Genomic DNA, 21,472 nt, shown 5'->3' on the forward strand with positions numbered 1-21,472 from the left:
TGCTTAGCCCTTGGCTTTGTCTTCGTCCTCATCGTCTTCATCGGTGCTGTCGGGCAGCGAGAAGAAGCTGTCGGCGTCAGAGTAATCGCCCTTGGTGTGGCTCTCTTCTTCCTCGTCATCCGTGCTGTTGCCGGAGAGGGTGAAGGTTTCCAGCCCTTCGATGGCCGTGGGGATTTTCGGCTCGCTCTCCATGCCGAGGCTCTGCTCGGTCGAGACGAGTTTGCGGCGCTCGTCGTCGTTCATCACCTCGCCCGCGGCGGCCTTTTTCGCGGCAGCCTTTTGCACGGCGGCATCAAGCTCGGACTGTTTGCACAGGCCCAGCGCGACCGGGTCGATCGGTTGGATGTTGGCGATGTTCCAATGCGTGCGCTCGCGAATCGCTTGGATCGTCGGCTTGGTGGTGCCCACCAGTTTGCTGACCTGACCGTCGGAAAGCTCGGGGTGGAACTTGACCAGCCACAGTATCGACGCGGGACGGTCCTGACGTTTGCTGAGCGGTGTATAGCGCGGGCCGCGGCGTTTCTCTTCGCCCTCGGCGGCAGCGTTGAACTTGAGCTTCAGCTTGTGCAGCGGGTTGTCCTGCGCCGCGTCAATCTCTTCCTGCGTCAGCTGGTTGTTGGCAACCGGATCAAAACCCTTCACGCCCTGCGCCACGTCGCCATCGGCGATGCCCTGCACTTCGAGTTCATGCATGCCGACGAAATCGGCGATCTGCTTGAAGCTGATGGTGGTGTTGTCCACGAGCCAGACGGCGGTGGCTTTGGCCATAATCGGTTTTGCCATGTCACTCTCCTAAAAACGCAATTTTCCCGTCGCCTGAAAGGCTGTCCTGCTTGGCAGAACGGTCTCCATTGTCGGGGAAGTTGGCCGCTGTATACTGGCTCAAACGTCATAAGGGAAGACCCAATGCGGCCACTGCGCGCCTGTCTGCTGATCCTCGGGCTGATCGCCCCCACCGCCACGCTGGCCGAAGGGGAGCGTTCGGGCGAATTCGACTACTACGTCATGTCCCTGTCATGGTCGCCCAATTGGTGCGAATTGACCGGCGACGCGCGGCAATCTCCGCAATGCGATGCCGCGAAAGACCACGGCTGGACCCTGCATGGCCTCTGGCCCCAGTTTACACGGGGATACCCGTCCTATTGCCAAAGCGGCCGCCGCCCGCCCAGCCGTGCCCAGACCGGGGCGATGGCCGATATCATGGGCACCGGTGGCTTGGCATGGCACCAGTGGAAGAAACACGGGTCTTGCAGCGGGTTGGACCCGGCGGATTACTTCGCCCTCTCGCGGGAGGCATATGCCCGCATCAAGCGCCCCGAGGTCTTTCGCAAGCTCGACCGTACCGTGTCCCTCCCCGCCGCGGTGGTGGAAGAAGCCTTCCTCAAAGCGAACCCGGACCTGACCGCGCGGGGGATCACCATCTCCTGCAAGCAAGGGCACATCCAAGAGGCGCGCATCTGCCTGTCCCGCGAGCTTGAGTTCATCCCCTGCGGGCCGGACGCTCGGCGGGACTGCACGCTTGATAACGCGCTGTTCACCCCTCTGCGCTAGACCCATCCGGGCCTATAGTCTGGCGAAAGCGGGAGAGGCGTAATTTCCTCCCCCGCATTCAACGCCTTTCGGCTCTCTCTCCAACACGGGTGGTCAGCGTCCCGGCCACCCGTGCCTCCAGTAAACGAATTACTGGTTAACAATTCGTTACTGTCTCAAGTTTTACTGATCTTCTCCGCCTTGCAGTTCACCGCCCACCTTCAGGACGATTTTGCCGATATGGCCGCTGGCTTCCATCCGGCAGTGGGCGTCATTCGCTTCGGACAGGTCATAAGTGCTGTCCATCACCGGCGCGACGCGGCCCTGCTCCAACAGGGGCCAGACATTCTGCAAAAGCTCCTCTGCAATCCGCGCCTTGGCCAAATCGCTCTGTGGGCGCAGGGTCGATCCGGTCATGGTCAGGCGGCGGGTCATCAGCGTGACGAAGTTCACCTCTTGCTTGGCCCCTTGCAGAAACGCGATTTGCACCAGCCTGCCATCCTCGGCCAAGGCCTTGAGGTTGCGGTTGATATAGCTGCCGCCCACCATGTCGAGGATCACATCCGCGCCGCCCTCGGCCTGCACGACATCGACGAAATCCGTATCCCGGTAGTTGATCGCAACCTCGGCCCCCAGCTTCATACAGGCCGCGCATTTGCTATCAGTGCCCGCGGTCACGAAAACCCGCGCGCCCAAGATGCGCGCCAGTTGGATCGCCGTGGTGCCGATCCCGGAAGAGCCGCCGTGGATCAGCACTTTCTCTCCGGCCTTCAGCCCACCGCGCATGAAAAGGTTCGACCAGACGGTGAAGAAGGTCTCAGGCAGGCAAGCCGCTTCTTTCAGCCCCATGCCTTCGGGAATGGGCAGGCAATGCGCCGCGGGGGTGGCGACATATTCGGCATAGCCGCCGCCCGGCAGCAGGGCGCAGACCAGATCGCCCGGGGCCAGCGTCGTCACCCCCGGCCCGACTTCGACCACCTCGCCCGAGGCCTCCAACCCCGGCAGATCGCTGGCGGTGGCGGGCGGCGCGTAGCGGCCCGCGCGTTGCAGCGCATCGGGACGGTTCACCCCGGCATAGGCGACCTTGATGATGACCTGACCGTGTTTCGGCTGGGGCCGCGGGCGGGTGGTGCCTTGCAGAACGTCCGGACCGCCGGGTTCGGTGATTTCGATTGCACGCATGGTCTCTGTCATGTCTGAAGTATCCTCGGGTCTGGTTTCGCCGCAGCCTAACGGGCGGCCCCGGGGCGTGCACCCGGAATTTGAGACCCGACGGAAGAGGGAGAGGCGGATGCGCGGGCAAGGCAGGTTCAAATGGCATAAGGCCGCGCGGCTTTACGCAGGGGAGCGCGAATTGCCCCGCGCGCCCGAAGGCCAGCACAACAGCTTCCGCGCCCTGCCCGCCACTCCGGCCTTCGACGCGCTGGCCGCCCTCACCACAGCGATCACCCAGCAGGCCCCCTTTTGCCTCAGCGACCGCCCCCTGCCCGATGGCATCTCCTGCCCGCCCGCGGCCTTTCTCACCCTCACCGGCGGCGCGTCGGGGCGGCCCAAGGCGGTCCGCCGCAGCCAAGCCTCTTGGATCGCCAGTTTTGAGGTCAATACCGACCGTTTCGCCCTTACCCCCCGCGACAGCGTCGCCGTGTTGGGGCAGCTCAGCCATTCGCTATCGCTCTATGCGGTGCTGGAAGCGCTGCATCTTGGCCTTGATGCGCATGTGCTGGCGGATCACGCCCCTCGGCGGCAGGCAGAGCGGATCGCCGAGGCCGGGGCGACGATCCTTTACGCCACGCCGACCCAGCTGCGCCTGCTTGCCCGCGCTGCCGCCGCCCCGCTGCCATCGCTGCGCTTGGTCCTTTGCGGCGGCGGCGCGCTCGATCCGGCGACCCGGGCGGCGGTGGGGCGGCTCTGCCCCCAAGCGGCAGTGCATGTTTTCTACGGCGCGGCAGAGACAAGTTTTATCACGCTGGCCGATGCCGATACGCCCGAAGGCGCGGTGGGCCGCCCCTACCCCGGTGTCGAGCTGCGTCTGATGAATGAGGAAGGCCAGCCCGCAACTGGCGTGGGCGAGATCTGGGTGCGCAGCCCCTACCTCTTCGATGGCTACGCACTGGGCCACAGCGATGAGACCCGCTGGCGGGAGGGCTTCGTGACCGTGGGTGAGATGGGCGCGCTGGATGCCAAGGGCAACCTCTGGATCAAGGGGCGGCGGCAGCGCATGGTGCAGATCGCCGACCAGATGGTTTTCCCCGAAACGGTAGAGGCCGTGATCAGCGCCGAAACCGGCCTGCCCTGCGCGGTTCTGCCCCGAGACGATGCGCTGCGAGGGCAGCATCTGGTCGCGGTGGTCGAAGCCCCGGCAGGAGAGCCGCCCGCCGAAGAGATCATTGCCCATTGCCGCGCGACGCTCGGGCCCCTCACCTCGCCCCGGCGCGTCTATTTCCGCTCCGATCTGCCCCTGCTGCCCTCGGGCAAGCCCGACCTGCGCGCCCTCTCGGACTGGGTGGAGGGCCAAAGGTGACCCGCGCCTATATCGTCTCGGCCTGCCGCAGCCCGGTCGCCCCGCGCGGCGGTGCGTTGGCACATCTTTCCCTACCCGAGCTTGCAGCGCCGGTCCTTTCTGCTGCCCTCAGCCGCGCGGGGCTGGACCCTGCGCAGGTCGACGAGGTGATTTGCAGCACCGCCCTCGGCCCCGGCGGCAACCCCACGCGCAGCATCGCTTTGGCCACGGGGCTGCCCGAACAGGTGGCGGGGCTTAGCATCGACCGGCAATGCGCGGGGGGATTGGATGCGCTGGCGCTGGCGCGGCAGATGGTCCTTTCCGGGGCCGCCGATATCGTCGTGGCGGGCGGGGCCGAAAGCTACTCTCGCCAGCCGCTGCGCTACCGCACCTTCGCCGATGGCCGCCCGGCTGAGGCCTATGCCCAAGCGCCCTTCACCCCATGGCCCGACCGCGACCCCGACATGGCGGAGGCCGCCGCGGCGCTTGGTCGGTCCCAAGGCATTTCCCGCGCAGAACAGGATGACTGGGCCGTGGAAAGCCATGCGAAGGCCCGCGCACAGCCCCCAACCGAAGCGGAACTGGTGCCGCTCGCAGGCGTCTCAACCGATGCCTTCACCCGCCGCCTCACCCCCGCGCTTTGCAGCCGGGCCAAGGCGCTTTCCGGCGACATCACCGCCGCCAATGCCGCCGTCGCCGCCGATGCCGCGGCCTTTTGCGTCGTCGTGTCAGAGCGGGTGGCGGCGGACCTCGCCCTGCCGAAAGTCGAACTCATCGCAGCGGCGACGAAGGGAAGCCGCCCCGAAGAGCCGGGGCTGGCCCCATTGGTGGCCATCGGAGAAGTCTTTCGCCGCACCGGATTGCAAGCCAGCGGCCTGCACCGCGCCGAGATCATGGAGGCCTATGCCGTGCAGGCCATCGCCTGCGTCACCGGCGCGGAGATCGCGCCGCGGATCGTCAACAGGGGCGGCGGCGCTTTGGCGCGCGGGCATCCGATTGGCGCATCAGGCGCGATCAATGCGGTGCGGCTTTGGCATGAATTGGTGGCGCGGGGATCGGGCACCGGCTTGGTGGCGATTGCCGCCGCCGGGGGGATCGGCTCTGCCGCGCTGATGCGGCTGTAGCGGCCCGCCCCTTGGGGAGCGGGCCAATCGTTTAGCTGCGCGACAGCAGGCTTGCAGGGCGCGCTTTGGCCAGACCGGAGGTGATGAACCCCGCCAGCACGGCTTTGATCAGGTCACCGGGGATGAAGGCTTGGACCAGCAGGGTCGCCTCGACCAGCGTTTTGTTCAGCGTCATCATCATGCCGAAGATGCCGAAGGCATAGACCACGAGGATGCCGCCCAGGACCGCCGACACCCCAGCCGCGAGACCCACCGGGGCACTGCGCCACTGGTCCATGATAAAGCCGGTCACGAAGGCCCCGATCGGGAAGCCGACGAGGAAACCCACGGTCGGCGAGGCAAAGACGCCCAGACCGCCACGGCCCCCGGCCAGAAGCGGCAGACCCAGCGCCACCAGCGCCACGAACAAAAGCGCCGCAAGGCCACCGCGCCATGCGCCCAGCACCGTGCCGCAGAGCATGACACCCAGCGACTGCGCCGTGATCGGCACGCCGAAGCCAAGCGTGAATTTCGGAATCAGGCCCAGCGCCGCGATCAACGCGGCAAAGAGGGCGATCATGGTCAGATTGCGTTCCATTGGAAGGATCCTTGGGTTGAATTTCCCATTGCCTAGGCCACCCCCCTGCCCCGGTCAAGCATTACAGCCCGCCCCGCGCACGCAACGCCTCGGCCACATGTTCGGCGTCGTCGATGGCCAGAACCGTGAAGGGCATCACCACGCGCCAGCCCGCCCGCCTGCGCGACCGCGCCCGCCACGCCAACGACAGCATCTGCCCCTTGGCCGCCAGTACGGGGGTGAAACGCACCACCATTGCCACGGCCAACTCAAGGCTCCGCGTGCGCAGCCCGACACGGCGCAGCGGGGCGGCGAGCCAATGCACCACCCCCATCATATCGCTGAGCTTGGTGGTCATGGTGACGAGGTTCGCAAGCCCCACGGCGGTGACCATCCGCAGCGCGATCACAAGCCCCGCCTCCGCATCGTCGGTCAAGACATGCCACAGCAGGATCAACCCGACGAAAGGCCAAAGCATCCACAGACGCCCCAACCCGGCCCGCAGGAAGGCCCGCCCCGGCAGGGCATAGAGCAACAGCATCCCGGCACAGAAGAGGATTTGCCAAACCGGCTCCTCCACCCCGAAGAGCAGAAGCGTGGCCAGGCAGAGCGCCCCCAGCTTGGCCCCGGCAGGCCAGCCATGGGCGCGAGTCTCAACCGGCGAGGTCAGAGAGATCATCGCTCGCCCCCAGTTCTTTCATCCGCGTCTCAAAGGCGCGCAGCACCGGGCGGGCGCTGCCCTGCTGAACGACTTCGCCGCGCTCTAGCCAGAGGACGTGATCGTATGCTGCCACCGCCGCCGGATCGTGGGTGATATGGACCAGCGTCAGGTCCAGCCCCGCCAAAACCCGTTCGAGGTGCAACCGCGTGGGGATGTCGAGCCCGGCAAAGGGTTCGTCCAACACCACCACCCGTGGCTGCATCGCCAAGACCGCCATCAGGCAAACCAACTGCCGCTGCCCTTGGGAGAGTTGGTGAATCGATGCCTGCGCCCAATGGCGCTTGTCGAATTGACCAAGGATCGCCGCCACGCCCCGCGCGGCCTCGGCCTTGGATTGGCCCATTTGCCGCAGGCCAAAGGCGATTTCCTCTTCCACCGTGGGGAAGATGATCTGGTGGTCCGGGTTCTGGAACAAGATGCCCACCGCCCCGATCGCGCGGCGGCGGTCGCGGGCCACATCGACCCCGGCAATCCGCACCTGCCCCTCATCGGCAGCCACCAGCCCCGACAGGACTCGCGCAAAAGAGGTCTTGCCCGAGCCGTTGCGGCCCACGATGCCGATCCGCGCGGCATCGGAGCTCAGGCTCACGCCCTGCAGCACCGGCGTGCCGCCGGGGGTGTAGCTGATGCTGTCGATATCGATGAGCGGAAGGGTCGCGTTGGTCATCGGGTGCCTGTGGTAAAACCGGGTGCCCCGCCCTACCACCTGCCGCGCGGGCGGGGAAGCCCGCAGCGCGCCTCAGCTTGGCGGCGACCAACGGCCCGGCAGATCGGGGTCACGTTGCCCGCGCGGGGCTTTGACATGGCTCAACAGCCAGTTCGGCCCGGCCATCAGACGGCTCAGCGTCGGGCTTTCGCGCACATGGGATTTGAGCTTTTCGATCTGCATCACATCGTCGATGCGCCGGTCGAGGAACGACCATGTCGCCTGATGCCCCTCACTGGCGTCGCCCAACCAATAGAGCAACGTGGCCGAGTAGACCCCCGACAGCGTGGCGCGCTTGCTGTACCAGTTCACATCATCCGAGGTATCGCCGAGCGCGGTCCAAATTTTATCACTCGTCTCCCAGATCAGCCCCGCCCCTTCGGGCGCGTGATGCGGCAGAGCGAAAAGCGTGCTACCGCGCCGGATCGCCTCACGATCCCCGGCTTCGAGCCGCAGGCGCACCGCCTTGGTGATACGGCCCCTGAAGCGAAGCGCCGACAGATCGGCCTGCGCCAAGCCATCGACCATCTTGGCATCGCCGCACCGGTGATAGGCCACCGCCAGATCGACCGCCCCGCGCGGGCAGACCGCACGGGCCAGCGCCGGGTCCAGACCGCTGTCCTTGATCGCGGCGTTGAAGGTCGCGGGCGACCAGCCGTCAAACGGCACATGCATCAATGCGGCATCCAGCAATTGGTCCTTTGGGTCGGCCTTGGGCGGTGTCATGGCGGGCTCCTATCGGGGCGTGATGGGGTGGACAAACGTGATATAGGCTGTTATAGGCCCATTTCCTGCAATTCCTTGCAACTTTATCCTAGAAAGGTGGTGACAACCACATGCAGGTTAGTGTTCGCGACAACAACGTCGATCAGGCCCTCCGGGCTCTGAAGAAAAAGCTCCAGCGCGAAGGCGTTTTCCGTGAAATGAAGCTCAAGCAACATTTCGAGAAACCGTCCGAGAAAAAAGCGCGCGAGAAAGCTGAAGCGATCCGCCGTGCCCGTAAGCTGGCACGCAAAAAAGCGCAACGCGAAGGTATGATGTAAATCATCCCCGCGACACGCGACAGATATAGAACCCCCGGTGCCCATGGCAGCGGGGGTTTTGTTTTGCGGGGGAGCGCAACCGAGCCGGGCAGCGCCAGACCGCGGGAAGGCGCTCGAAATCCCTTCAATTAGGCAGTTTATGGTAGCTGCGCTTGAGAAATACCTCAGGACGGCACGACCTCAGCAAAAGCGCCAACCCGTCCGGGCGGTCTGGCGCTGCCCGGCGGCCTTACGGCCTTGATTCCGGGCTTTCCAACTACACCGGCAGCGCCGTGGTCTTGCACACCGTCCTGAGCGCGAAACTCGACTGCATCTGCGCCACCCCCGGCAGCCGCGCCAAATGCTGCCGGTGAATACGGGCGAAATCTTCGGTATTCTCGGCCACGATCTTCAACAGGTAATCCGCCGTGCCAGCCATCAGGTGACACTCCAAGACATCGGGAATGCGCGAGACCGACTTCTCGAAAGCCTCCAACACCTCTTCGGCCTGAGCCTGCAAAGTGATCTCAACAAAGACCGTCGTCGGCATATCCAGCTTGCGCGGGTCCAAAAGGGCCACATAATCGCGGATATACCCTTCCTTCTCCAACCGCTGTACACGGCGATGGCAGGCCGAGGGCGACAGATGCACAACCTCTGACAGTTCGGCATTGGACATCCGCCCATTGCGCTGCAAAGCCCGCAGAACACGCCGATCAATCTCATCCAAGGCCATATGCGCAATACTTTCGCGTGAGGAAGCAACCCAGCGCGATTATATTCGAAGGATGCGCCCCTTGGCGACCCCAATTTCGCAGCGATATGCACGGCGGATATGATAATCCTGTCCCACTACGGAGGAGGAGGACCCCCCATGAAAATCGGATGCCCGACAGAAATCAAACCGCAGGAATTCCGCGTCGGCCTGACGCCCAATGCCGCACAAGAAGCCATCGCCCATGGGCATGAGGTTATCGTGCAGGCGGGGGCCGGGGTCGGCGCGGGCTTCGAAGATGCGGATTACACCGCCGCCGGGGCGCGCATCATCGACACGGCCGAGGAAATCTTTGCCACAGCCGACATGATCGTCAAGGTGAAGGAGCCGCAGGCGGGCGAACGCAAGATGCTGCGCGAAGGGCAATTGCTCTTTACCTATCTGCACCTCGCGCCCGACCCGGATCAAACCCACGACCTGCTGGCCTCGGGCTGCACGGCGATTGCCTATGAAACCGTGACCGACCGCAATGGCGGCCTGCCCCTTCTGGCCCCGATGTCCGAGGTCGCAGGCCGTTTGGCACCGCAGGTCGGCGCATGGACGCTGCAAAAGGCCAATGGCGGGCGCGGCGTGCTGATGGGCGGCGTGCCCGGTGTCGGCCCGGCTAAGGTTATGGTCATCGGCGGCGGCGTGGTCGGCACCCATGCGGCCCGCATCGCCGCGGGCATGGGCGCGGATGTGACCGTGCTCGACCGGTCCCTGCCCCGGATGCGCTATCTCGATGACATCTATAGCGGCACCTTCAAAACCGCCTATGCCAGCGCGGGCAACACCATCGAACTGGCGCGTGAAGCCGATATGATCATCGGCGCGGTGCTGATCCCCGGGGCCGCGGCCCCCAAACTGATCAGCCGAGCGCAACTATCCGAACTCAAACCCGGCGCGGCGCTGGTCGACGTGGCCATCGACCAAGGCGGCTGCTTCGAGACTTCCAAGGCGACGACGCACCAAGACCCGGTTTATGAGGTCGACGGCATCATGCACTACTGTGTGGCCAATATGCCCGGCGCAGTGGCGCGCACCTCGACCATCGCGCTTGGCAACGCCACTATGCCCTTCATGCTGGCACTGGCCGACAAGGGCTGGAAACAGGCCTGCGCGGATGACCCGCACCTCAAGGCCGGGCTGAACGTCCACGCGGGCAAGCTGACCTATGCCGCCGTGGGCGAAGCGCTCGGGCTCGACAGCATCACCGCGGATCAGGCCATCGCGGGCTGAACGTCAGCGGCCAAACAAAAGGCCCGCCAGATTGGCGGGCCTTTCCATTTCGAAAGCAGCGCTCAGCGCGTCTTCAAAGCGTCTCGAATTTCCAGCAATACATCGAGCTGCGATGGGCCGGTCTTGACCTCTGGTGCCACCTCATCCGGCTTTTCCGCAGCCGCCTTCACCCGGTTCACCATCTTCACCAGGATGAAGACCACGAAGGCGATGATGAAAAAGTTGATCACGGCCATCAGGAACGAGCCATAGGCGAAGACCGAAGCCCCCGCCTCCCGCGCCTGCTCTAGCGAAGCCGTCGCGGGCACATCGCCCGACAGCACGGCATAGTTATTGGTGAAATCCACCCCGCCGGTGAAAAGCCCGATGATCGGGTTGATCAGGTCCGCCACCAGTGACGACACGATCGCCGTGAAGGCCGCGCCGATGATGATACCAACGGCCATGTCCATGACATTGCCCTTGGCGATGAAATCCTTGAATTCTTGAATCACAGTTCTGTCCCTATTCTAAGGCGCGCCGATAACCCCGCCATCACGGTCGATAGTGCGGACTAGCATATAGAACGGTCAATAAAGTTTTACGGTAAATCGCGCGTTTTATGGCCCGCGTCCGTTCAATCCCGAAAACAGACCCGCAAAAGCGCGCCCTCGGGGCTGAAATCGGTCGTCAGACGCCCGTTCAACTGCTCGGCTGCCGTGGCCATCAACATCCGCCCAAGCCCCGTGCTATCGGCCCCCGAGACGGCACCGGCATGGCCGCAGCCATTGTCGCGGCATTCCAAAAGCCAGCCCTCGGCCCCCTCCTGCCGCCGTAGGGAGATTTTGATCTCCCCCGCCCGGTCCCCGGCGAAGGCGTGTTTGATCGAATTTGCCACGAATTCGCTCACGATCATGCCGAGCGCTGAGGCCTGCACGGCCTGCAACTCGCCCGGCTCAGCCGCACAAAAGATAGTAACGTGGTCCGGCGCGCTGGCGGCGAGAAGCTTGTTCAGTTGTTCGAGATAGGAGGTGGTTTGCACCTTGCTTCGGCCACCCTGCCCCATCAACTCGCTGTGCAGCGATGCCACCGCGCCGAAACGGCGCTCGACAAGGGCAAGCACATCCTTGGCGTCTGGGTCTTGCACCTTGCGCGTCGCCATGCGCAGCAATGAGGCGATGGTCTGGAACGAGTTCTTCACCCGGTGGTCCATCTCGGCGCGCAGCGCCGCTTCGATGCGGATTTTCTTGCGCAGTTCCAACTGCATCATCACATGGCGCGACAGGGTTTGCAGCGCTTGGCGTTGAAAATCATTCAGGGTCCGCGGCTTGGTATCCAGCACGCAAAGCGTGCCAATCGGCTGGCCGTTCGGCGCGACAAGATTGGCACCGGCATAGAATTTCACCCGAGGGTCGCCAACATAGAGCGGATTGTCCGAGGTGCGCGGATCCGCCCCCATATCCGCAATCTCGGTATAGCCTTCGTCAAGAATGGCATGAGAGCAGACCGATTGATCAAGGGCCGTCTCATGCGGCTCGAACCCGACGCGCGCCTTGAACCATTGGCGCTTTTCATCAACCAGACTGATCAGAGAGACGGGCGTTTCGCAGATATTGGACGCAAGCTCGACGATATCGTCGAAATCCGCTTCGGCTTCGGTATCAAGAATATCATAGGAATAGAGCGTCTCTAGACGCTCGTCCTGCTCTGCGGGCGTGTCGGCTAAAATGGACCTTCTCCTTCCAAAGTTAACCCGCCGCGCGACTATGGCACGGCAGCGGGGGTCGGATATGGCCTGCCTTTCGGGGGGCAGATCACGGCTGATGAACCTCCAGCTAGTGAAGGTTTAGTCCGCAAAGCAGCGGCGTCCAGCATGCTACCGAATCGATTCGCGCTTAAACCCTTGATAGATGTTCAATTTTAACGCGGCTAGCCCCGCTGCCGCGTCACCCCGGCAGCGTACCGGTCAAGACATAGCGCAGAATCTCGACCACCTGCGCAGGCTCGGAGGCCACGGCGAGCGCCGCGGCGTCGACCTCTTTCAGCGCATGAGCGTGGTCGGGGCCGTGCAGGGTGATCAGCGATTTGCCAAGTGCTGCGGCATAGCCCGCGTCGAAGGCCGCGTTCCACTGCTTGTACTGGTCGCCAAAGCGCACCACGACGACATCCGCCTCGGCAATCGCCTTGCGGGTGCGGATCGCATTGATCTGTGCGCCCTTACGGTCGTGCCAGAACTTGTCGTCCTCCGCGCCGAGGATCGCCACGCCGCAGTCATCAGAGGCGGCGTGGTCGGTGACGGGTGCGGTAAAGGTCACGTCGAGATCCTTGGCCCCTTCGGTGATCTGTTCGCGCCAGTCGGTGTGGATCTCACCGGAGAGATAGACTTTCATCGCTTCCGTCCTTCCTTGGTTCAGCCGCGCAGCACGCCGCCGGTGGCCTTGGTCACCTTTTCGACCACCTTAGCACCCACGGCTTCGATGTCTGCATCCTTCAGCGTCTTGTCGCTGGGCTGCAGGCGCACGGTGATGGCGAGGGATTTCTTGCCTTCGCCGAGGCTGCCGCCGATGAACTCATCGAAAACGCGGACGTCTTCGATCAGGGTCTTGTCGGCACCCTTAGCGGCATTGACCAGCGCCAGCGCCTCGACATCGGCATCGACGACAAAAGCGAAGTCACGCTCGACCGCCTGCAGGTCGCTGATCTGCAACGCCGGGCGCGTGGCGCCGGATTTGCGCGGCAGCGGCACCTCGGCGGGGTAGAGGGTGAAGGCCATTGCCGGGCCTTTCACGTCCATCGCCGCCAGAACCCGCGGGTGCACCTCGCCGAAGACACCGAGAACCTTCTTGGGGCCGAGGCAGATCTTGCCGTGACGGCCCGGGTGCCACCACTCATCAGCGCCGCGCAGGATCTGCACCTTGGCGGGCGCGCCGATGGCGGCCAGCACCGCCTCGGCATCGGCCTTCACGTCATAGACATCCACCGCACGCGCCGCGCCATGCACATCCCGCGGACCGGTGCGGCCCACCAGAAGACCGGAGACAATGACCTGCTCCTCGCCCGGCTCCCCGCCGGAGAAGGCGGGGCCAACCTCGAACAGCGCCATGTCGGCAAAGCCGCGGGCCTGATTGCGGGCGGCAGCTTGCAGCAGGCCGGGCAGCAGGTCGGGCCGCATGTGGCTCATGTCCGACGAAATCGGGTTCTCCAGCCGCGTCGCATCGGTGCCGCCCCCAAAGAGCGCCGCCGAGGCTTGGTCGATGAAGCTGTAGCTCACGCATTCGTTGTAGCCGAGCGCCGCCGCCGTGCGCCGGGCGGTCACCACGCGGCGCTGCATGGGAGAGAGCACCGGGCGCGGCACGCCCGTGGTCAGGCGCGGCAGGGGCTTGCCTTCGAGCTGCGTCAGCGAGGCGATACGCGCGACTTCCTCGACCAGATCGGCCTCGCCCTGCACGTCCGGGCGCCAGCTTGGTACCTGCGCCATGTCGCCGTCGAGCTGGAAGCCGAGCGCGGTCAGCGTCTCACGCTGGTCACTCTCAGGGATCGACATGCCGACGAGCGACTGCACCCGCGCGGTATCGAGCTTGTAGGCGCGCGACGTGTCCGGCACCTGCCCCGCGACCACGACCTCGGAGGCCTCACCGCCCGCGTGATCGAGGATCATCCGCGTGGCATGCTCAAGCCCCTCGGGGGTGAAGGCCGGGTCGACGCCGCGCTCGAACCGGTAGCGCGCGTCCGAATTGATCTTCAGCGCGCGGCCCGCATAGGCGATCTGAACCGGGTCCCAATAGGCGCTCTCGACAAAGACGTTCACGGTCTCCTCGGTCACGCCGGTCGCCTCGCCGCCCATGATGCCCGCGATGCTTTCCACGCCGCTGTCGTCGGAGATGGCCATCTGGCCCTCTTGCAGGGTGTAGGTCTTCTCGTCGAGCGCCGCGATCGCCTCGCCGCCCTTGGCGCGGTGCACGCGCAGGTTGCCCGCGACCTTGTCGGCGTCGAAGACATGCAGCGGGCGGTTGCGGTCGAAGGTGAAGAAGTTGGTCATGTCCACGAGGAACGAGATCGGGCGCAGCCCGATGGCGCGGAGCCGGTCCTGCAGCCACTGCGGGCTGGGGCCGTTCTTCACGCCTTTAATCAAGCGGCCATAGAACACCGGGCAGCCGTCCAGCGTGTCGTCATCAATGCTGACGCTGATCGGCGAGGCAAAGCTGCCCTCGACCGCATCGCAATCGCGCGGCTTCAGCTTGCCCAGACCCCGCGCGGCGAGGTCGCGTGCGATGCCGCGCACGCCGAGCGCATCGGGGCGGTTAGGCGTAATCGCGATCTCGATCACCGGGTCGACCTTCGCGGGATCATTCTCGGCCAGCCAGTCGATGAACCGGTCGCCGGGCTTGCCCGAGGGCAGCTCAATAATGCCGTCGTGCTCTTCGCTCAACTCCATCTCGCGTTCGGAGGCCATCATGCCGAAGCTCTCGACACCGCGAATTTTACCCACGCCGATGGTCGTGTCGATCCCCGGCACATAAACGCCCGGCTTGGCCACAACGACGGTAATCCCCGCCCGCGCGTTCGGCGCGCCGCAGATGATCTGCATCACGCCCTCGTCGGTTTCGACCTGACAGACGTTCAGCCGGTCGGCATCGGGGTGTTTCTCGGCGGATTGCACATAGCCGAGGGTAAAGTCGGCCAGCTTCGCCGCCGGATTCTCGACGCCTTCGACTTCGAGGCCGAGGTCGGTCAGGGCATAGGTGATCTCATCAATCGACGCCGTGGTGTCGAGATGGTCCTTGAGCCAGGAGAGGGTGAATTTCATGATCGTTCCCTAATTCTCGTAACGTTTGGCCAGATCGGCCATGTCGCCCATCCGATAAAGTTTGATTTCGCGGACCACCCGCAGACAAGGCTTGGCCGCAAAGAAGATCGACCCGATCAAAAAGAGCCATGTCGCGCTGGTCTGCGTGCTTTCGAAGAAAAACAGCACGGAGCCGACAACGAAACAGACAGCCGCGCAGAAATCGATAAGCGTGTAGGCAATCTCGAACTTCGCATAAAGCGCGCGAGATCGGGCGTTGTTCTCGCGGTTCTCGTGTCGAAAGAGTTTCATATCAGACATGCCTCACGCGGTGCATTTTGATGTTTTTACGGCGGTCGTCGCAGGCTCCATGCGCAGTTTAACGCGACAACCCACCATGCAAATTCGGCTGATCCAAGCTCGCGAACCCGTAGTGCCGCAGCCAGCGCAGGTCTGAATCAAAGAACGCCCGCAGATCCGGAATACCGTATTTTAGCATCGCGATCCGGTCGATCCCCATGCCAAAGGCAAAGCCCTGCCACTCGTTCGGATCGATTCCGCCCGCCTGCAACACCTTGGGGTGCACCATGCCGGAGCCCAACACTTCCAACCAACCGTCACCCTCGCCGATGCGCAGCTGGCCGTCGACCCAGGAACATTGGATGTCGACCTCGGCCGAAGGCTCGGTGAACGGAAAGTGCGAGGCGCGGAAGCGGGTCTTGATGCCGTCGATCTCGAAGAAGGCGGCAAAGAATTCCTCAAGCGTCCACTTGAGGTTCGCCATCGAGATGTCCTTGTCGATCGCCAGACCTTCGACCTGATGGAACATCGGCGTGTGGGTCTGGTCGTAATCGGCGCGGTAGACGCCGCCGGGGCAGATGATGCGCAGCGGCGCGCCTTCGGCCTCCATCGTGCGGATCTGCACCGGGGAGGTATGGGTGCGCAGCACATGGGGGGCGCGCTCGTCGCCCTCGGCACGCGCCATATAGAAGGTGTCCATCTCGGCCCGCGCGGGGTGGTGGCCGGGGATGTTCAGCGCGTCGAAGTTGTACCAATCGGTGTCGATGCGCGGGCCTTCGGCGACGGAAAAGCCCATCTCGGCAAAGATCGCGGTCAGTTCTTCGGTCACTTGGCTGACCGGATGGATGCTGCCCTGACGCTGGTGCCGCGTGGGCAGCGTGACGTCGAGCCATTCGCTGCGCAGGCGCTCGTCCAGTGCGGCATCGGCAAGGCCGGCCTTCTTGGCGGCGAGGGCCGAGTTGATCTCATCCTTCAGCGCGTTCAGCGCGGGGCCAGCGACCTGCCGCTCTTCGGGGGTCATCTTGCCAAGCTCGCGCATTTTCAGCGCCACTTCACCCTTTTTGCCCACGGCGGCCAGCCGGATGTCTTCCAGCGCGGATTCGTCGCCAGCATTGGCGATTTGGCTCAGGTACTTTTGCTTCAGATCGTCCATGACAGGCCCTTGGAATAATACCCCGTCCTGCTAGCCCTCTCGCCCCTCGAATGCAAGCCGTAGGGGTTGTGGCGTCGTGGCGGAACCACCACCTCTGCAAAGCGTTAGGCCGCATCCCCTCGGCGCGCCCTGTCCCCAGCGGCGCGCCCAACCTCCCCCGAAAGGAGAGACTGATGAAAATCCTGATGGTTCTGACATCGCATGACGAATTGGGCGACACCGGCAACAAGACCGGCTTCTGGCTCGAAGAATTCGCCGCGCCCTACTACGTTTTCAAAGACGCGGGCGCGGATGTGACCCTCGCCTCGCCCAAAGGCGGGCAGCCGCCGCTTGACCCCAACAGCGACAGCGAAGACGCGCAGACCGATGCCACCCGCCGGTTCAAAGACGACGCCGCCGCGCAGCAGGCGCTGGCCTCGACCAAAGTGCTGGGCGATGTGGACGCGGACGGTTTCGATGCGATCTTCTACCCCGGCGGCCACGGCCCCCTGTGGGATCTGGCCAATGACGCCGACAGCAAGCGCCTGATCGAAACCTTCTGGGCCTCCGACCGCCCCGTGGGGGCCGTCTGCCACGCGCCTGCCGTGTTCAAGGACACCCAAGCCGACGGCAAGCCGCTGGTTTCCGGCAAGCGCGTCACCGGTTTCACCAATACCGAGGAAGAGGGTGTTGGCCTGACCGATGTGGTGCCTTTCTTGGTCGAAGACATGCTGAAGAAAAACGGCGGCGACTATAGCAAGAGCGACGATTGGGCGTCCTATGTGCTGGTCGACGGCAAGCTGGTCACCGGCCAGAACCCCGCCTCTTCCGAGGAAGCGGCGAAAGAGATGCTGGCGCTTTTGAAGTGACGGCAGGAGGGGGCGCAAGTCCGCGCCCCCGCTCCCCCATGGGAGGAACCGCCACAGGGCGCGTCGTGTTTTGCCCGTGAAAGGAGCCTCCGACATGGCAGATTATGACCGCAGCACCGGCGCCCCATGGAGCGCCGAAGACCTTGGACAGCTTCGCATTCTTGCGGCAGAGGGCACGGCGACCAGCGTGATCGCGGTGCAACTGAACCGCAGCGAAGAGGCGATTGCGCATCGCGCAGCACAGGATGGAATCAACCTGACCGCCGCCAGCCACAATCCCTATGACCCCGACACCCTAGACCGATAGCAGGGCGCGCCCGTTTTTTTTGTGCTTTGCAATCAACCGCTTTTGCACGGGGCCCGCTGGGATCTGATGCGCGGGGGTGCCGAAGCCGTCATCCTCAACCAAAGCGGGGAAGAGCGTCGCAAACTCCTCGCGCTGCGCCTGACCGAGGGTTTTCACCGTTTCGGTATTCAGCAAAAAGCTCTCGCTCGGCGCGCCCTCGGCATAAACGATCTGATGCTTTTCAAAGACCAAGTGGAAATACTCCACCTGTGAGACGCCCTCATCCACATGCACCCCCGGCAGTTCGGTCAACCGGATCGCGGCGACGAGCACGGCCATCGCGCCGCAGATCCGCTTGACGATGCCTGAACGCGCGACCATGCGATGCTGTCTTGAGACCATGAGGTCACGCTTCGGCAGCCCCGCGCCCAAGGCTCCGGCACTGATCCGAATGGGGTATAGCTTGGGGTTCTTCGCCAACTCCCCCGCCCCGACCGAACGGCGCAGCGCCCCGACGAGTTCCTGATAGCCGTGGCCTTGGGTCAGCACGCGCACGCCGGGGGCCAAAGCCTCGACCGGAAGATCGCCTGCCTCGGTGGTGATCAGCGTGCCGCGCGCGAAACAGGCCACGCCGGTCGAGACCAGATCGCCCGCCTCGCGCATCGTGTCGATGTCGGACTTCCATGCCAAATTTCCCAATAACCCGCCCTCGGGCAGGTCTGAGAAATCGACGGTCATGGTGGTGAAAAGATCCCCCGCAGCCGGGCTGCCCGCCAGATTGACGATGCCGGAATAGGTCACCTCAAGATCACCGGCCAAATCCCGCGAACCGGACTCCACACGGAAGGGAAACCCCTCAAGCGAGGTGGGGGTCGAGCCGCCGTTTGGATCGTCGTCCGCCGTGGTGGTGGTGTCGAAAACGGAACTGGCGGGCTGAAGGTCGATCTCCATCGTGGCGAGCGGTTTGGTCGTCTCCAGATGGTGCCAGTCATAGCCAAAGGACATCTGCGTATCCTCGCCCACCGCCGCGCCATTCGTATAGGGATCCGTCGCATGCCACGTCAGCGTCTCGACCGAGCCATCGGCATAGGTCAGCGTGATCCGCGCGCCCTCCAGATCGACGCCGCGCGAACTGGTATCATCGCGAATACCATAGACCGTCTCGTGGGGGTCTTCGTCCAACCTATTGATTACAATTCCGGGCATAAACCTCCCCACCTTTTACAAATAACTTGCCGACAAACAGCGCCAATTGCTGCGGCACCGGTGCAGATAGGCTGCACAGTGACCTGTCGTTGAGGCAGATTGTCCATGGGGGTGAGGAGCAGGCAAGGCCGTGGCAAGGGATTATCGGGGCAAGATTGTGGCAAGGCCCGCACGCCGGCCCGAAACGCAGATCCCCCAAACGCAAAAAGCCCCACCATCCGGCAGGGCTTTCGCAAATTCAAAGCAATCTTGGCTTAGGCCGCCAGCGCGTCCTGCGCTTGCTTGACGATCGCACCGAAGGCTTCGGGCTCGTGCACGGCCAGATCGGCCAGAACCTTGCGGTCCACTTCGATGCCCGCCAGCGTCAGACCGTTGATGAAGCGGCTGTATGTCAGCGCCTCGTCGTGGCTGCGCACGGCGGCGTTGATCCGCTGGATCCACAGGGCGCGGAAGTTGCGCTTGCGGTTCTTGCGGTCACGCGTTGCATATTGGTTGGCCTTGTCGACCGCCTGCGTGGCGACCTTGAAGACGTTCTTGCGCCGACCATAGTAGCCTTTTGCGGCTTTGATGATCTTCTTGTGACGCGCGTGGGTGACTGTACCACCTTTAACTCGGGACATCTCGGCTCTCCTTAATCAGCGGGCGTAGGGCATGAAGCCCTTGACGATCTTTGCATCGGCTTCCGACAGGGTTGTCGTGCCGCGTGCGTTACGGATGAACTTGTTGGTCCGCTTGATCATGCCGTGCTGTTTGCCGGCTTGGCTGGCGATGACCTTGCCGGTCGCCGAGACCTTGAAGCGCTTCTTGGCGCTCGATTTCGTCTTCATCTTGGGCATTTCCGTCTCCGTCTTTTGAGTTCGGTATAAACACGACTCGGCATGCCACTTGAGGCCGGTCGTGCAGGCTAAGATGCGCCGTATAGGCGCGCTCGGTCGGGGATGCAAGAGGTTTCGCACGGCCCCTCAGGGCAAGAAGTCCGCCGCGACCGAGACGAAGACCTCCGGCAGGTTCTCAAAGGAATAGCGCCCCGGATTTTCGCGCAGCGCAAAGACGATCAGCCCGCCCGCGATTAAGATCGTGATGGCCGAGGCACGCGGCGACCGACGGTCGGTCACCGCAGACAGGATCGAGGGGACCGACAGCACCGCCAGAACGATGCCCACCACCATTGCCAAGTCAGAGTCCACGCAACATCCCCCTATCCAGGGAAAGGCTACTCTGGATCGGAGGCGTAAATCAAACGTTCGTCACAGGGCGCGACGCGCAGAATATTGGTGCTGCCCGGCACGTTGAAGGGCACACCGGCGGTGACGACGATATGATCCTCCGGCCCGGCATACCCCTCTGACAAGGCGGCCCGCGCGGCGCTCAGCACGGCCAGTTTAAACCGGTCATGCCCATCGGTGATGATGCAATTCGTGCCCCAGCTCAGCGCCAGACGGCGCGCGGTGTTGACCAGCGGCGACAGGGCGATGATCGGCACGCGGGGCCGCTCGCGGGCGGTCAGTAGGGCGGTGGTGCCCGATTGAGTAAAGCAGCAAATCGCCTTGATGTCCGTCGTCTCGGCAATCTCACGCGCGGCGGCGACGATGCCATCGGCCACGGTGGTGCGATCCGCCGTGCGCGAGGATTCGATGATCTGCGTATAGGTCGCATCGGCTTCGACCTCTTGGGCCACGTTGTCCATCGTCGCCACGGCCTGTAGCGGGTAATCCCCGGCGGCGGATTCGGCGCTCAGCATCACAGCGTCGGCGCCTTCGTAAATCGCGGTGGCCACGTCCGAGACTTCGGCGCGGGTCGGCATCGGGCTTTCGATCATCGATTCGAGCATCTGTGTCGCCACGATCACCGGCTTGGCCGCCGCGCGGCATTTGCGCACCAGACGTTTCTGGATCGGCGGCACATTCTGCACCGGCAGCTCCACGCCCAGATCGCCCCGCGCCACCATGATGCCATCGCTGACGTCCAAGATCGCTTCGAACCGCTCCACCGCCGCGGGCTTCTCGATCTTCGAGAGCACCGCCGCCCGGCCTCTGACCAGATCGCGCGCCTCGGTCACATCCTCGGGCCGCTGAACAAAGCTGAGGGCGAGCCAGTCGACCCCCAATTCGCAGACGAACTCCAGATCGGCGCGGTCTTTCTCGGAAAGCGCGGCCAGCGGCAGCAGCACGTCAGGCACGTTCACGCCCTTGCGGTTTGAGATGACACCGCCCGTCACCACTTCGCAATCGGCGAAATCCGGGCCGCAGTCGCGCACCTTGAGACGGATCTTGCCGTCATTGACCAACAGGCTCGCGCCCGGCTCAAGGGCCGCGAAAATCTCAGGATGGGGCAGGCAGACGCGGGTCGCATCACCCGGCGTTTCATCAAGGTCGAGCCGGAAGGATGCCCCCTCTTCCAAGGTTGGCCCGTCGCCCTCGAACACACCAACGCGCAGCTTCGGCCCCTGAAGGTCCGCCAGAATGCCGATCGCGCCGCCGGTCTCTTTCTCGATATCGCGGATGATCCGGTGTTTTTCCCGGATCTCTTCGTGGCTTCCGTGGCTCATGTTCAGGCGGAAAACATCCGCCCCGGCGTTGTGCAATGCCGCGATCACCTCTCGGGTTTCAGAGGCTGGCCCAAGGGTGGCCACGATCTTTACATTGCGCAAACGTCTCATATCTGTTCCTTCGTGTCCTATGTCCCCAGAGCGAATGTTAACGATAACATCGCCTGTCCGGTGGCCTAGCGCCCCCATGAGTGCCTGTCAAAGGTTTCATCAG

At 63.9% G+C, this 21,472-nt stretch carries 26 protein-coding genes; 8 read left to right on the forward strand and 18 right to left on the reverse strand.

The annotated features are described in order from the left end of the window. Positions 1 to 3: 3 nt before the first annotated feature. On the reverse strand, positions 4 to 783 hold the full coding sequence (locus tag HKX24_RS00430) for a cell cycle transcriptional regulator TrcR (protein WP_067268570.1): 780 nt from the start codon (positions 781 to 783) through the stop codon (positions 4 to 6). A 123-nt stretch (positions 784 to 906) separates the two neighbouring features. Here HKX24_RS00430 and HKX24_RS00435 point away from each other — a divergent pair, with 123 nt between their 5' ends. Next, positions 907 to 1,551, forward strand: coding sequence for a ribonuclease T2 (locus tag HKX24_RS00435; protein ID WP_271692444.1), 645 nt, complete (start codon positions 907 to 909; stop codon positions 1,549 to 1,551). A 162-nt stretch (positions 1,552 to 1,713) separates the two neighbouring features. Here HKX24_RS00435 and HKX24_RS00440 read toward each other — a convergent pair whose 3' ends face one another. Continuing rightward, a complete protein-coding gene (locus tag HKX24_RS00440; protein WP_276153749.1) occupies positions 1,714 to 2,724 on the reverse strand; it encodes an NAD(P)H-quinone oxidoreductase in 1,011 nt (336 codons plus the stop codon). 97 nt (positions 2,725 to 2,821) lie between these two features. Between HKX24_RS00440 and HKX24_RS00445 the strand changes: the two genes are divergently transcribed. Continuing rightward, the gene (locus HKX24_RS00445; RefSeq protein WP_271692446.1) at positions 2,822 to 4,051 is read left to right on the forward strand and encodes a fatty acid--CoA ligase family protein; all 1,230 of its coding nucleotides are present in this window, start codon (positions 2,822 to 2,824) and stop codon (positions 4,049 to 4,051) included. Continuing rightward, positions 4,048 to 5,154: a thiolase family protein gene (locus HKX24_RS00450; RefSeq protein ID WP_271692447.1), complete on the forward strand. Its 1,107-nt coding sequence runs from the start codon at positions 4,048 to 4,050 to the stop codon at positions 5,152 to 5,154. Before HKX24_RS00445 ends, HKX24_RS00450 begins: the two co-directional genes overlap by 4 nt. Before the next feature lie 31 nt (positions 5,155 to 5,185). Here HKX24_RS00450 and HKX24_RS00455 read toward each other — a convergent pair whose 3' ends face one another. The 4 genes from HKX24_RS00455 to HKX24_RS00470 form a co-directional block, all read right to left on the reverse strand. Further along, a complete protein-coding gene (locus HKX24_RS00455; protein WP_209216564.1) occupies positions 5,186 to 5,731 on the reverse strand; it encodes a biotin transporter BioY in 546 nt (181 codons plus the stop codon). A 61-nt stretch (positions 5,732 to 5,792) separates the two neighbouring features. After that, on the reverse strand, positions 5,793 to 6,389 hold the full coding sequence (locus HKX24_RS00460; RefSeq protein ID WP_271692448.1) for an energy-coupling factor transporter transmembrane component T: 597 nt from the start codon (positions 6,387 to 6,389) through the stop codon (positions 5,793 to 5,795). Beyond that, positions 6,364 to 7,098 carry an ABC transporter ATP-binding protein gene (locus tag HKX24_RS00465; protein ID WP_271692450.1) on the reverse strand — a complete coding sequence of 245 codons (735 nt, stop codon included), beginning with the start codon at positions 7,096 to 7,098 and terminating at the stop codon, positions 6,364 to 6,366. Before HKX24_RS00465 ends, HKX24_RS00460 begins: the two co-directional genes overlap by 26 nt. Before the next feature lie 72 nt (positions 7,099 to 7,170). Then, positions 7,171 to 7,863: a COQ9 family protein gene (locus HKX24_RS00470; protein WP_276153750.1), complete on the reverse strand. Its 693-nt coding sequence runs from the start codon at positions 7,861 to 7,863 to the stop codon at positions 7,171 to 7,173. Positions 7,864 to 7,973: 110 nt separating this feature from the next. Here HKX24_RS00470 and rpsU point away from each other — a divergent pair, with 110 nt between their 5' ends. Further along, positions 7,974 to 8,180 carry a 30S ribosomal protein S21 gene (rpsU, locus tag HKX24_RS00475; RefSeq protein WP_007118112.1) on the forward strand — a complete coding sequence of 69 codons (207 nt, stop codon included), beginning with the start codon at positions 7,974 to 7,976 and terminating at the stop codon, positions 8,178 to 8,180. A gap of 256 nt (positions 8,181 to 8,436) precedes the next feature. Here the strand turns inward: rpsU and HKX24_RS00480 are convergent, their stop codons facing one another. Further along, positions 8,437 to 8,895, reverse strand: a complete 459-nt coding sequence (locus HKX24_RS00480; RefSeq protein WP_120351940.1) for an Lrp/AsnC family transcriptional regulator — start codon at positions 8,893 to 8,895, stop codon at positions 8,437 to 8,439. A gap of 138 nt (positions 8,896 to 9,033) precedes the next feature. On the opposite strand from HKX24_RS00480, the gene ald reads away from it, so the two are divergent. Continuing rightward, positions 9,034 to 10,152 carry an alanine dehydrogenase gene (gene ald / locus HKX24_RS00485; RefSeq protein WP_271692452.1) on the forward strand — a complete coding sequence of 373 codons (1,119 nt, stop codon included), beginning with the start codon at positions 9,034 to 9,036 and terminating at the stop codon, positions 10,150 to 10,152. A gap of 62 nt (positions 10,153 to 10,214) precedes the next feature. On the opposite strand, the gene mscL is transcribed toward ald, so the two are convergent. Both mscL and HKX24_RS00495 read right to left on the reverse strand, forming a co-directional pair. After that, positions 10,215 to 10,646, reverse strand: a complete 432-nt coding sequence (gene mscL / locus HKX24_RS00490; protein ID WP_209216569.1) for a large conductance mechanosensitive channel protein MscL — start codon at positions 10,644 to 10,646, stop codon at positions 10,215 to 10,217. A gap of 122 nt (positions 10,647 to 10,768) precedes the next feature. Beyond that, positions 10,769 to 11,722 (reverse strand): histidine kinase dimerization/phosphoacceptor domain -containing protein, encoded by a 954-nt coding sequence (locus HKX24_RS00495; protein WP_333909712.1) that lies wholly within the window; start codon positions 11,720 to 11,722, stop codon positions 10,769 to 10,771. Here HKX24_RS00495 and HKX24_RS00500 point away from each other — a divergent pair. After that, the gene (locus HKX24_RS00500; protein ID WP_271692454.1) at positions 11,660 to 11,824 is read left to right on the forward strand and encodes a hypothetical protein; all 165 of its coding nucleotides are present in this window, start codon (positions 11,660 to 11,662) and stop codon (positions 11,822 to 11,824) included. The genes HKX24_RS00495 and HKX24_RS00500 overlap by 63 nt on opposite strands. A 253-nt stretch (positions 11,825 to 12,077) precedes the next feature. Here HKX24_RS00500 and HKX24_RS00505 read toward each other — a convergent pair whose 3' ends face one another. The 4 genes from HKX24_RS00505 to pheS form a co-directional block, all read right to left on the reverse strand. Continuing rightward, positions 12,078 to 12,521: a YtoQ family protein gene (locus HKX24_RS00505; RefSeq protein WP_276153751.1), complete on the reverse strand. Its 444-nt coding sequence runs from the start codon at positions 12,519 to 12,521 to the stop codon at positions 12,078 to 12,080. Positions 12,522 to 12,541: 20 nt separating this feature from the next. Further along, positions 12,542 to 14,938, reverse strand: coding sequence for a phenylalanine--tRNA ligase subunit beta (gene pheT, locus HKX24_RS00510; RefSeq protein WP_276153752.1), 2,397 nt, complete (start codon positions 14,936 to 14,938; stop codon positions 12,542 to 12,544). A gap of 9 nt (positions 14,939 to 14,947) precedes the next feature. Continuing rightward, positions 14,948 to 15,229: a YrhK family protein gene (locus tag HKX24_RS00515; RefSeq protein WP_271693862.1), complete on the reverse strand. Its 282-nt coding sequence runs from the start codon at positions 15,227 to 15,229 to the stop codon at positions 14,948 to 14,950. A gap of 67 nt (positions 15,230 to 15,296) precedes the next feature. Next, the gene (pheS, locus tag HKX24_RS00520) at positions 15,297 to 16,370 is read right to left on the reverse strand and encodes a phenylalanine--tRNA ligase subunit alpha (protein ID WP_271692458.1); all 1,074 of its coding nucleotides are present in this window, start codon (positions 16,368 to 16,370) and stop codon (positions 15,297 to 15,299) included. A 173-nt stretch (positions 16,371 to 16,543) separates the two neighbouring features. Here pheS and HKX24_RS00525 point away from each other — a divergent pair, with 173 nt between their 5' ends. Next, a complete protein-coding gene (locus tag HKX24_RS00525; protein WP_271692459.1) occupies positions 16,544 to 17,218 on the forward strand; it encodes a type 1 glutamine amidotransferase domain-containing protein in 675 nt (224 codons plus the stop codon). Between the two features lie 94 nt (positions 17,219 to 17,312). Next, entirely contained in the window at positions 17,313 to 17,525 is a 213-nt protein-coding gene (locus HKX24_RS00530; RefSeq protein ID WP_271692460.1) for a hypothetical protein, read from the forward strand. On the opposite strand, the gene HKX24_RS00535 is transcribed toward HKX24_RS00530, so the two are convergent. From HKX24_RS00535 to pyk, 5 genes are all read right to left on the reverse strand, one after another. Further along, positions 17,514 to 18,710 (reverse strand): Hint domain-containing protein, encoded by a 1,197-nt coding sequence (locus HKX24_RS00535; protein WP_271692461.1) that lies wholly within the window; start codon positions 18,708 to 18,710, stop codon positions 17,514 to 17,516. The two genes, HKX24_RS00530 and HKX24_RS00535, sit on opposite strands and share 12 nt — an antisense overlap. A 254-nt stretch (positions 18,711 to 18,964) precedes the next feature. Beyond that, positions 18,965 to 19,330 carry a 50S ribosomal protein L20 gene (gene rplT / locus HKX24_RS00540; protein ID WP_067264504.1) on the reverse strand — a complete coding sequence of 122 codons (366 nt, stop codon included), beginning with the start codon at positions 19,328 to 19,330 and terminating at the stop codon, positions 18,965 to 18,967. Positions 19,331 to 19,345: 15 nt separating this feature from the next. Then, entirely contained in the window at positions 19,346 to 19,546 is a 201-nt protein-coding gene (rpmI, locus tag HKX24_RS00545) for a 50S ribosomal protein L35 (RefSeq protein WP_067264506.1), read from the reverse strand. 126 nt (positions 19,547 to 19,672) lie between these two features. Further along, a complete protein-coding gene (locus tag HKX24_RS00550; RefSeq protein WP_271692463.1) occupies positions 19,673 to 19,897 on the reverse strand; it encodes a hypothetical protein in 225 nt (74 codons plus the stop codon). Positions 19,898 to 19,923: 26 nt separating this feature from the next. Next, complete coding sequence (gene pyk, locus HKX24_RS00555; RefSeq protein WP_271692464.1) at positions 19,924 to 21,369, reverse strand: pyruvate kinase; 1,446 nt, start codon at positions 21,367 to 21,369, stop codon at positions 19,924 to 19,926. Positions 21,370 to 21,472: the final 103 nt, after the last annotated feature.

Origin of the sequence: Sulfitobacter sp. M85 (assembly GCF_029285915.1) — a bacterium.
GTDB classification, from domain to species: Bacteria; Pseudomonadota; Alphaproteobacteria; order Rhodobacterales; family Rhodobacteraceae; genus Sulfitobacter; species Sulfitobacter faviae.

What these genes read in the sequence shown, in the direction of transcription:
- pyk (WP_271692464.1), bottom strand. Translation starts at nt 21,369, where the DNA reads ATGAGACGTTTGCGCAATGTAAAGATCGTGGCCACCCTTGGGCCAGCC.
- HKX24_RS00430 (WP_067268570.1), bottom strand. Translation starts at nt 783, where the DNA reads ATGGCAAAACCGATTATGGCCAAAGCCACCGCCGTCTGGCTCGTGGAC.
- HKX24_RS00515 (WP_271693862.1), bottom strand. Translation starts at nt 15,229, where the DNA reads ATGAAACTCTTTCGACACGAGAACCGCGAGAACAACGCCCGATCTCGC.
- ald (WP_271692452.1), top strand. Translation starts at nt 9,034, where the DNA reads ATGAAAATCGGATGCCCGACAGAAATCAAACCGCAGGAATTCCGCGTC.
- HKX24_RS00505 (WP_276153751.1), bottom strand. Translation starts at nt 12,521, where the DNA reads ATGAAAGTCTATCTCTCCGGTGAGATCCACACCGACTGGCGCGAACAG.
- HKX24_RS00470 (WP_276153750.1), bottom strand. Translation starts at nt 7,863, where the DNA reads ATGACACCGCCCAAGGCCGACCCAAAGGACCAATTGCTGGATGCCGCA.
- pheT (WP_276153752.1), bottom strand. Translation starts at nt 14,938, where the DNA reads ATGAAATTCACCCTCTCCTGGCTCAAGGACCATCTCGACACCACGGCG.
- rpmI (WP_067264506.1), bottom strand. Translation starts at nt 19,546, where the DNA reads ATGCCCAAGATGAAGACGAAATCGAGCGCCAAGAAGCGCTTCAAGGTC.
- pheS (WP_271692458.1), bottom strand. Translation starts at nt 16,370, where the DNA reads ATGGACGATCTGAAGCAAAAGTACCTGAGCCAAATCGCCAATGCTGGC.
- HKX24_RS00465 (WP_271692450.1), bottom strand. Translation starts at nt 7,098, where the DNA reads ATGACCAACGCGACCCTTCCGCTCATCGATATCGACAGCATCAGCTAC.
- HKX24_RS00500 (WP_271692454.1), top strand. Translation starts at nt 11,660, where the DNA reads ATGCGGCTCGAACCCGACGCGCGCCTTGAACCATTGGCGCTTTTCATC.
- rpsU (WP_007118112.1), top strand. Translation starts at nt 7,974, where the DNA reads ATGCAGGTTAGTGTTCGCGACAACAACGTCGATCAGGCCCTCCGGGCT.
- HKX24_RS00440 (WP_276153749.1), bottom strand. Translation starts at nt 2,724, where the DNA reads ATGACAGAGACCATGCGTGCAATCGAAATCACCGAACCCGGCGGTCCG.
- HKX24_RS00535 (WP_271692461.1), bottom strand. Translation starts at nt 18,710, where the DNA reads ATGCCCGGAATTGTAATCAATAGGTTGGACGAAGACCCCCACGAGACG.
- HKX24_RS00530 (WP_271692460.1), top strand. Translation starts at nt 17,313, where the DNA reads ATGGCAGATTATGACCGCAGCACCGGCGCCCCATGGAGCGCCGAAGAC.
- HKX24_RS00525 (WP_271692459.1), top strand. Translation starts at nt 16,544, where the DNA reads ATGAAAATCCTGATGGTTCTGACATCGCATGACGAATTGGGCGACACC.
- HKX24_RS00455 (WP_209216564.1), bottom strand. Translation starts at nt 5,731, where the DNA reads ATGGAACGCAATCTGACCATGATCGCCCTCTTTGCCGCGTTGATCGCG.
- HKX24_RS00435 (WP_271692444.1), top strand. Translation starts at nt 907, where the DNA reads ATGCGGCCACTGCGCGCCTGTCTGCTGATCCTCGGGCTGATCGCCCCC.
- HKX24_RS00445 (WP_271692446.1), top strand. Translation starts at nt 2,822, where the DNA reads ATGCGCGGGCAAGGCAGGTTCAAATGGCATAAGGCCGCGCGGCTTTAC.
- rplT (WP_067264504.1), bottom strand. Translation starts at nt 19,330, where the DNA reads ATGTCCCGAGTTAAAGGTGGTACAGTCACCCACGCGCGTCACAAGAAG.
- HKX24_RS00480 (WP_120351940.1), bottom strand. Translation starts at nt 8,895, where the DNA reads ATGGCCTTGGATGAGATTGATCGGCGTGTTCTGCGGGCTTTGCAGCGC.
- HKX24_RS00460 (WP_271692448.1), bottom strand. Translation starts at nt 6,389, where the DNA reads ATGATCTCTCTGACCTCGCCGGTTGAGACTCGCGCCCATGGCTGGCCT.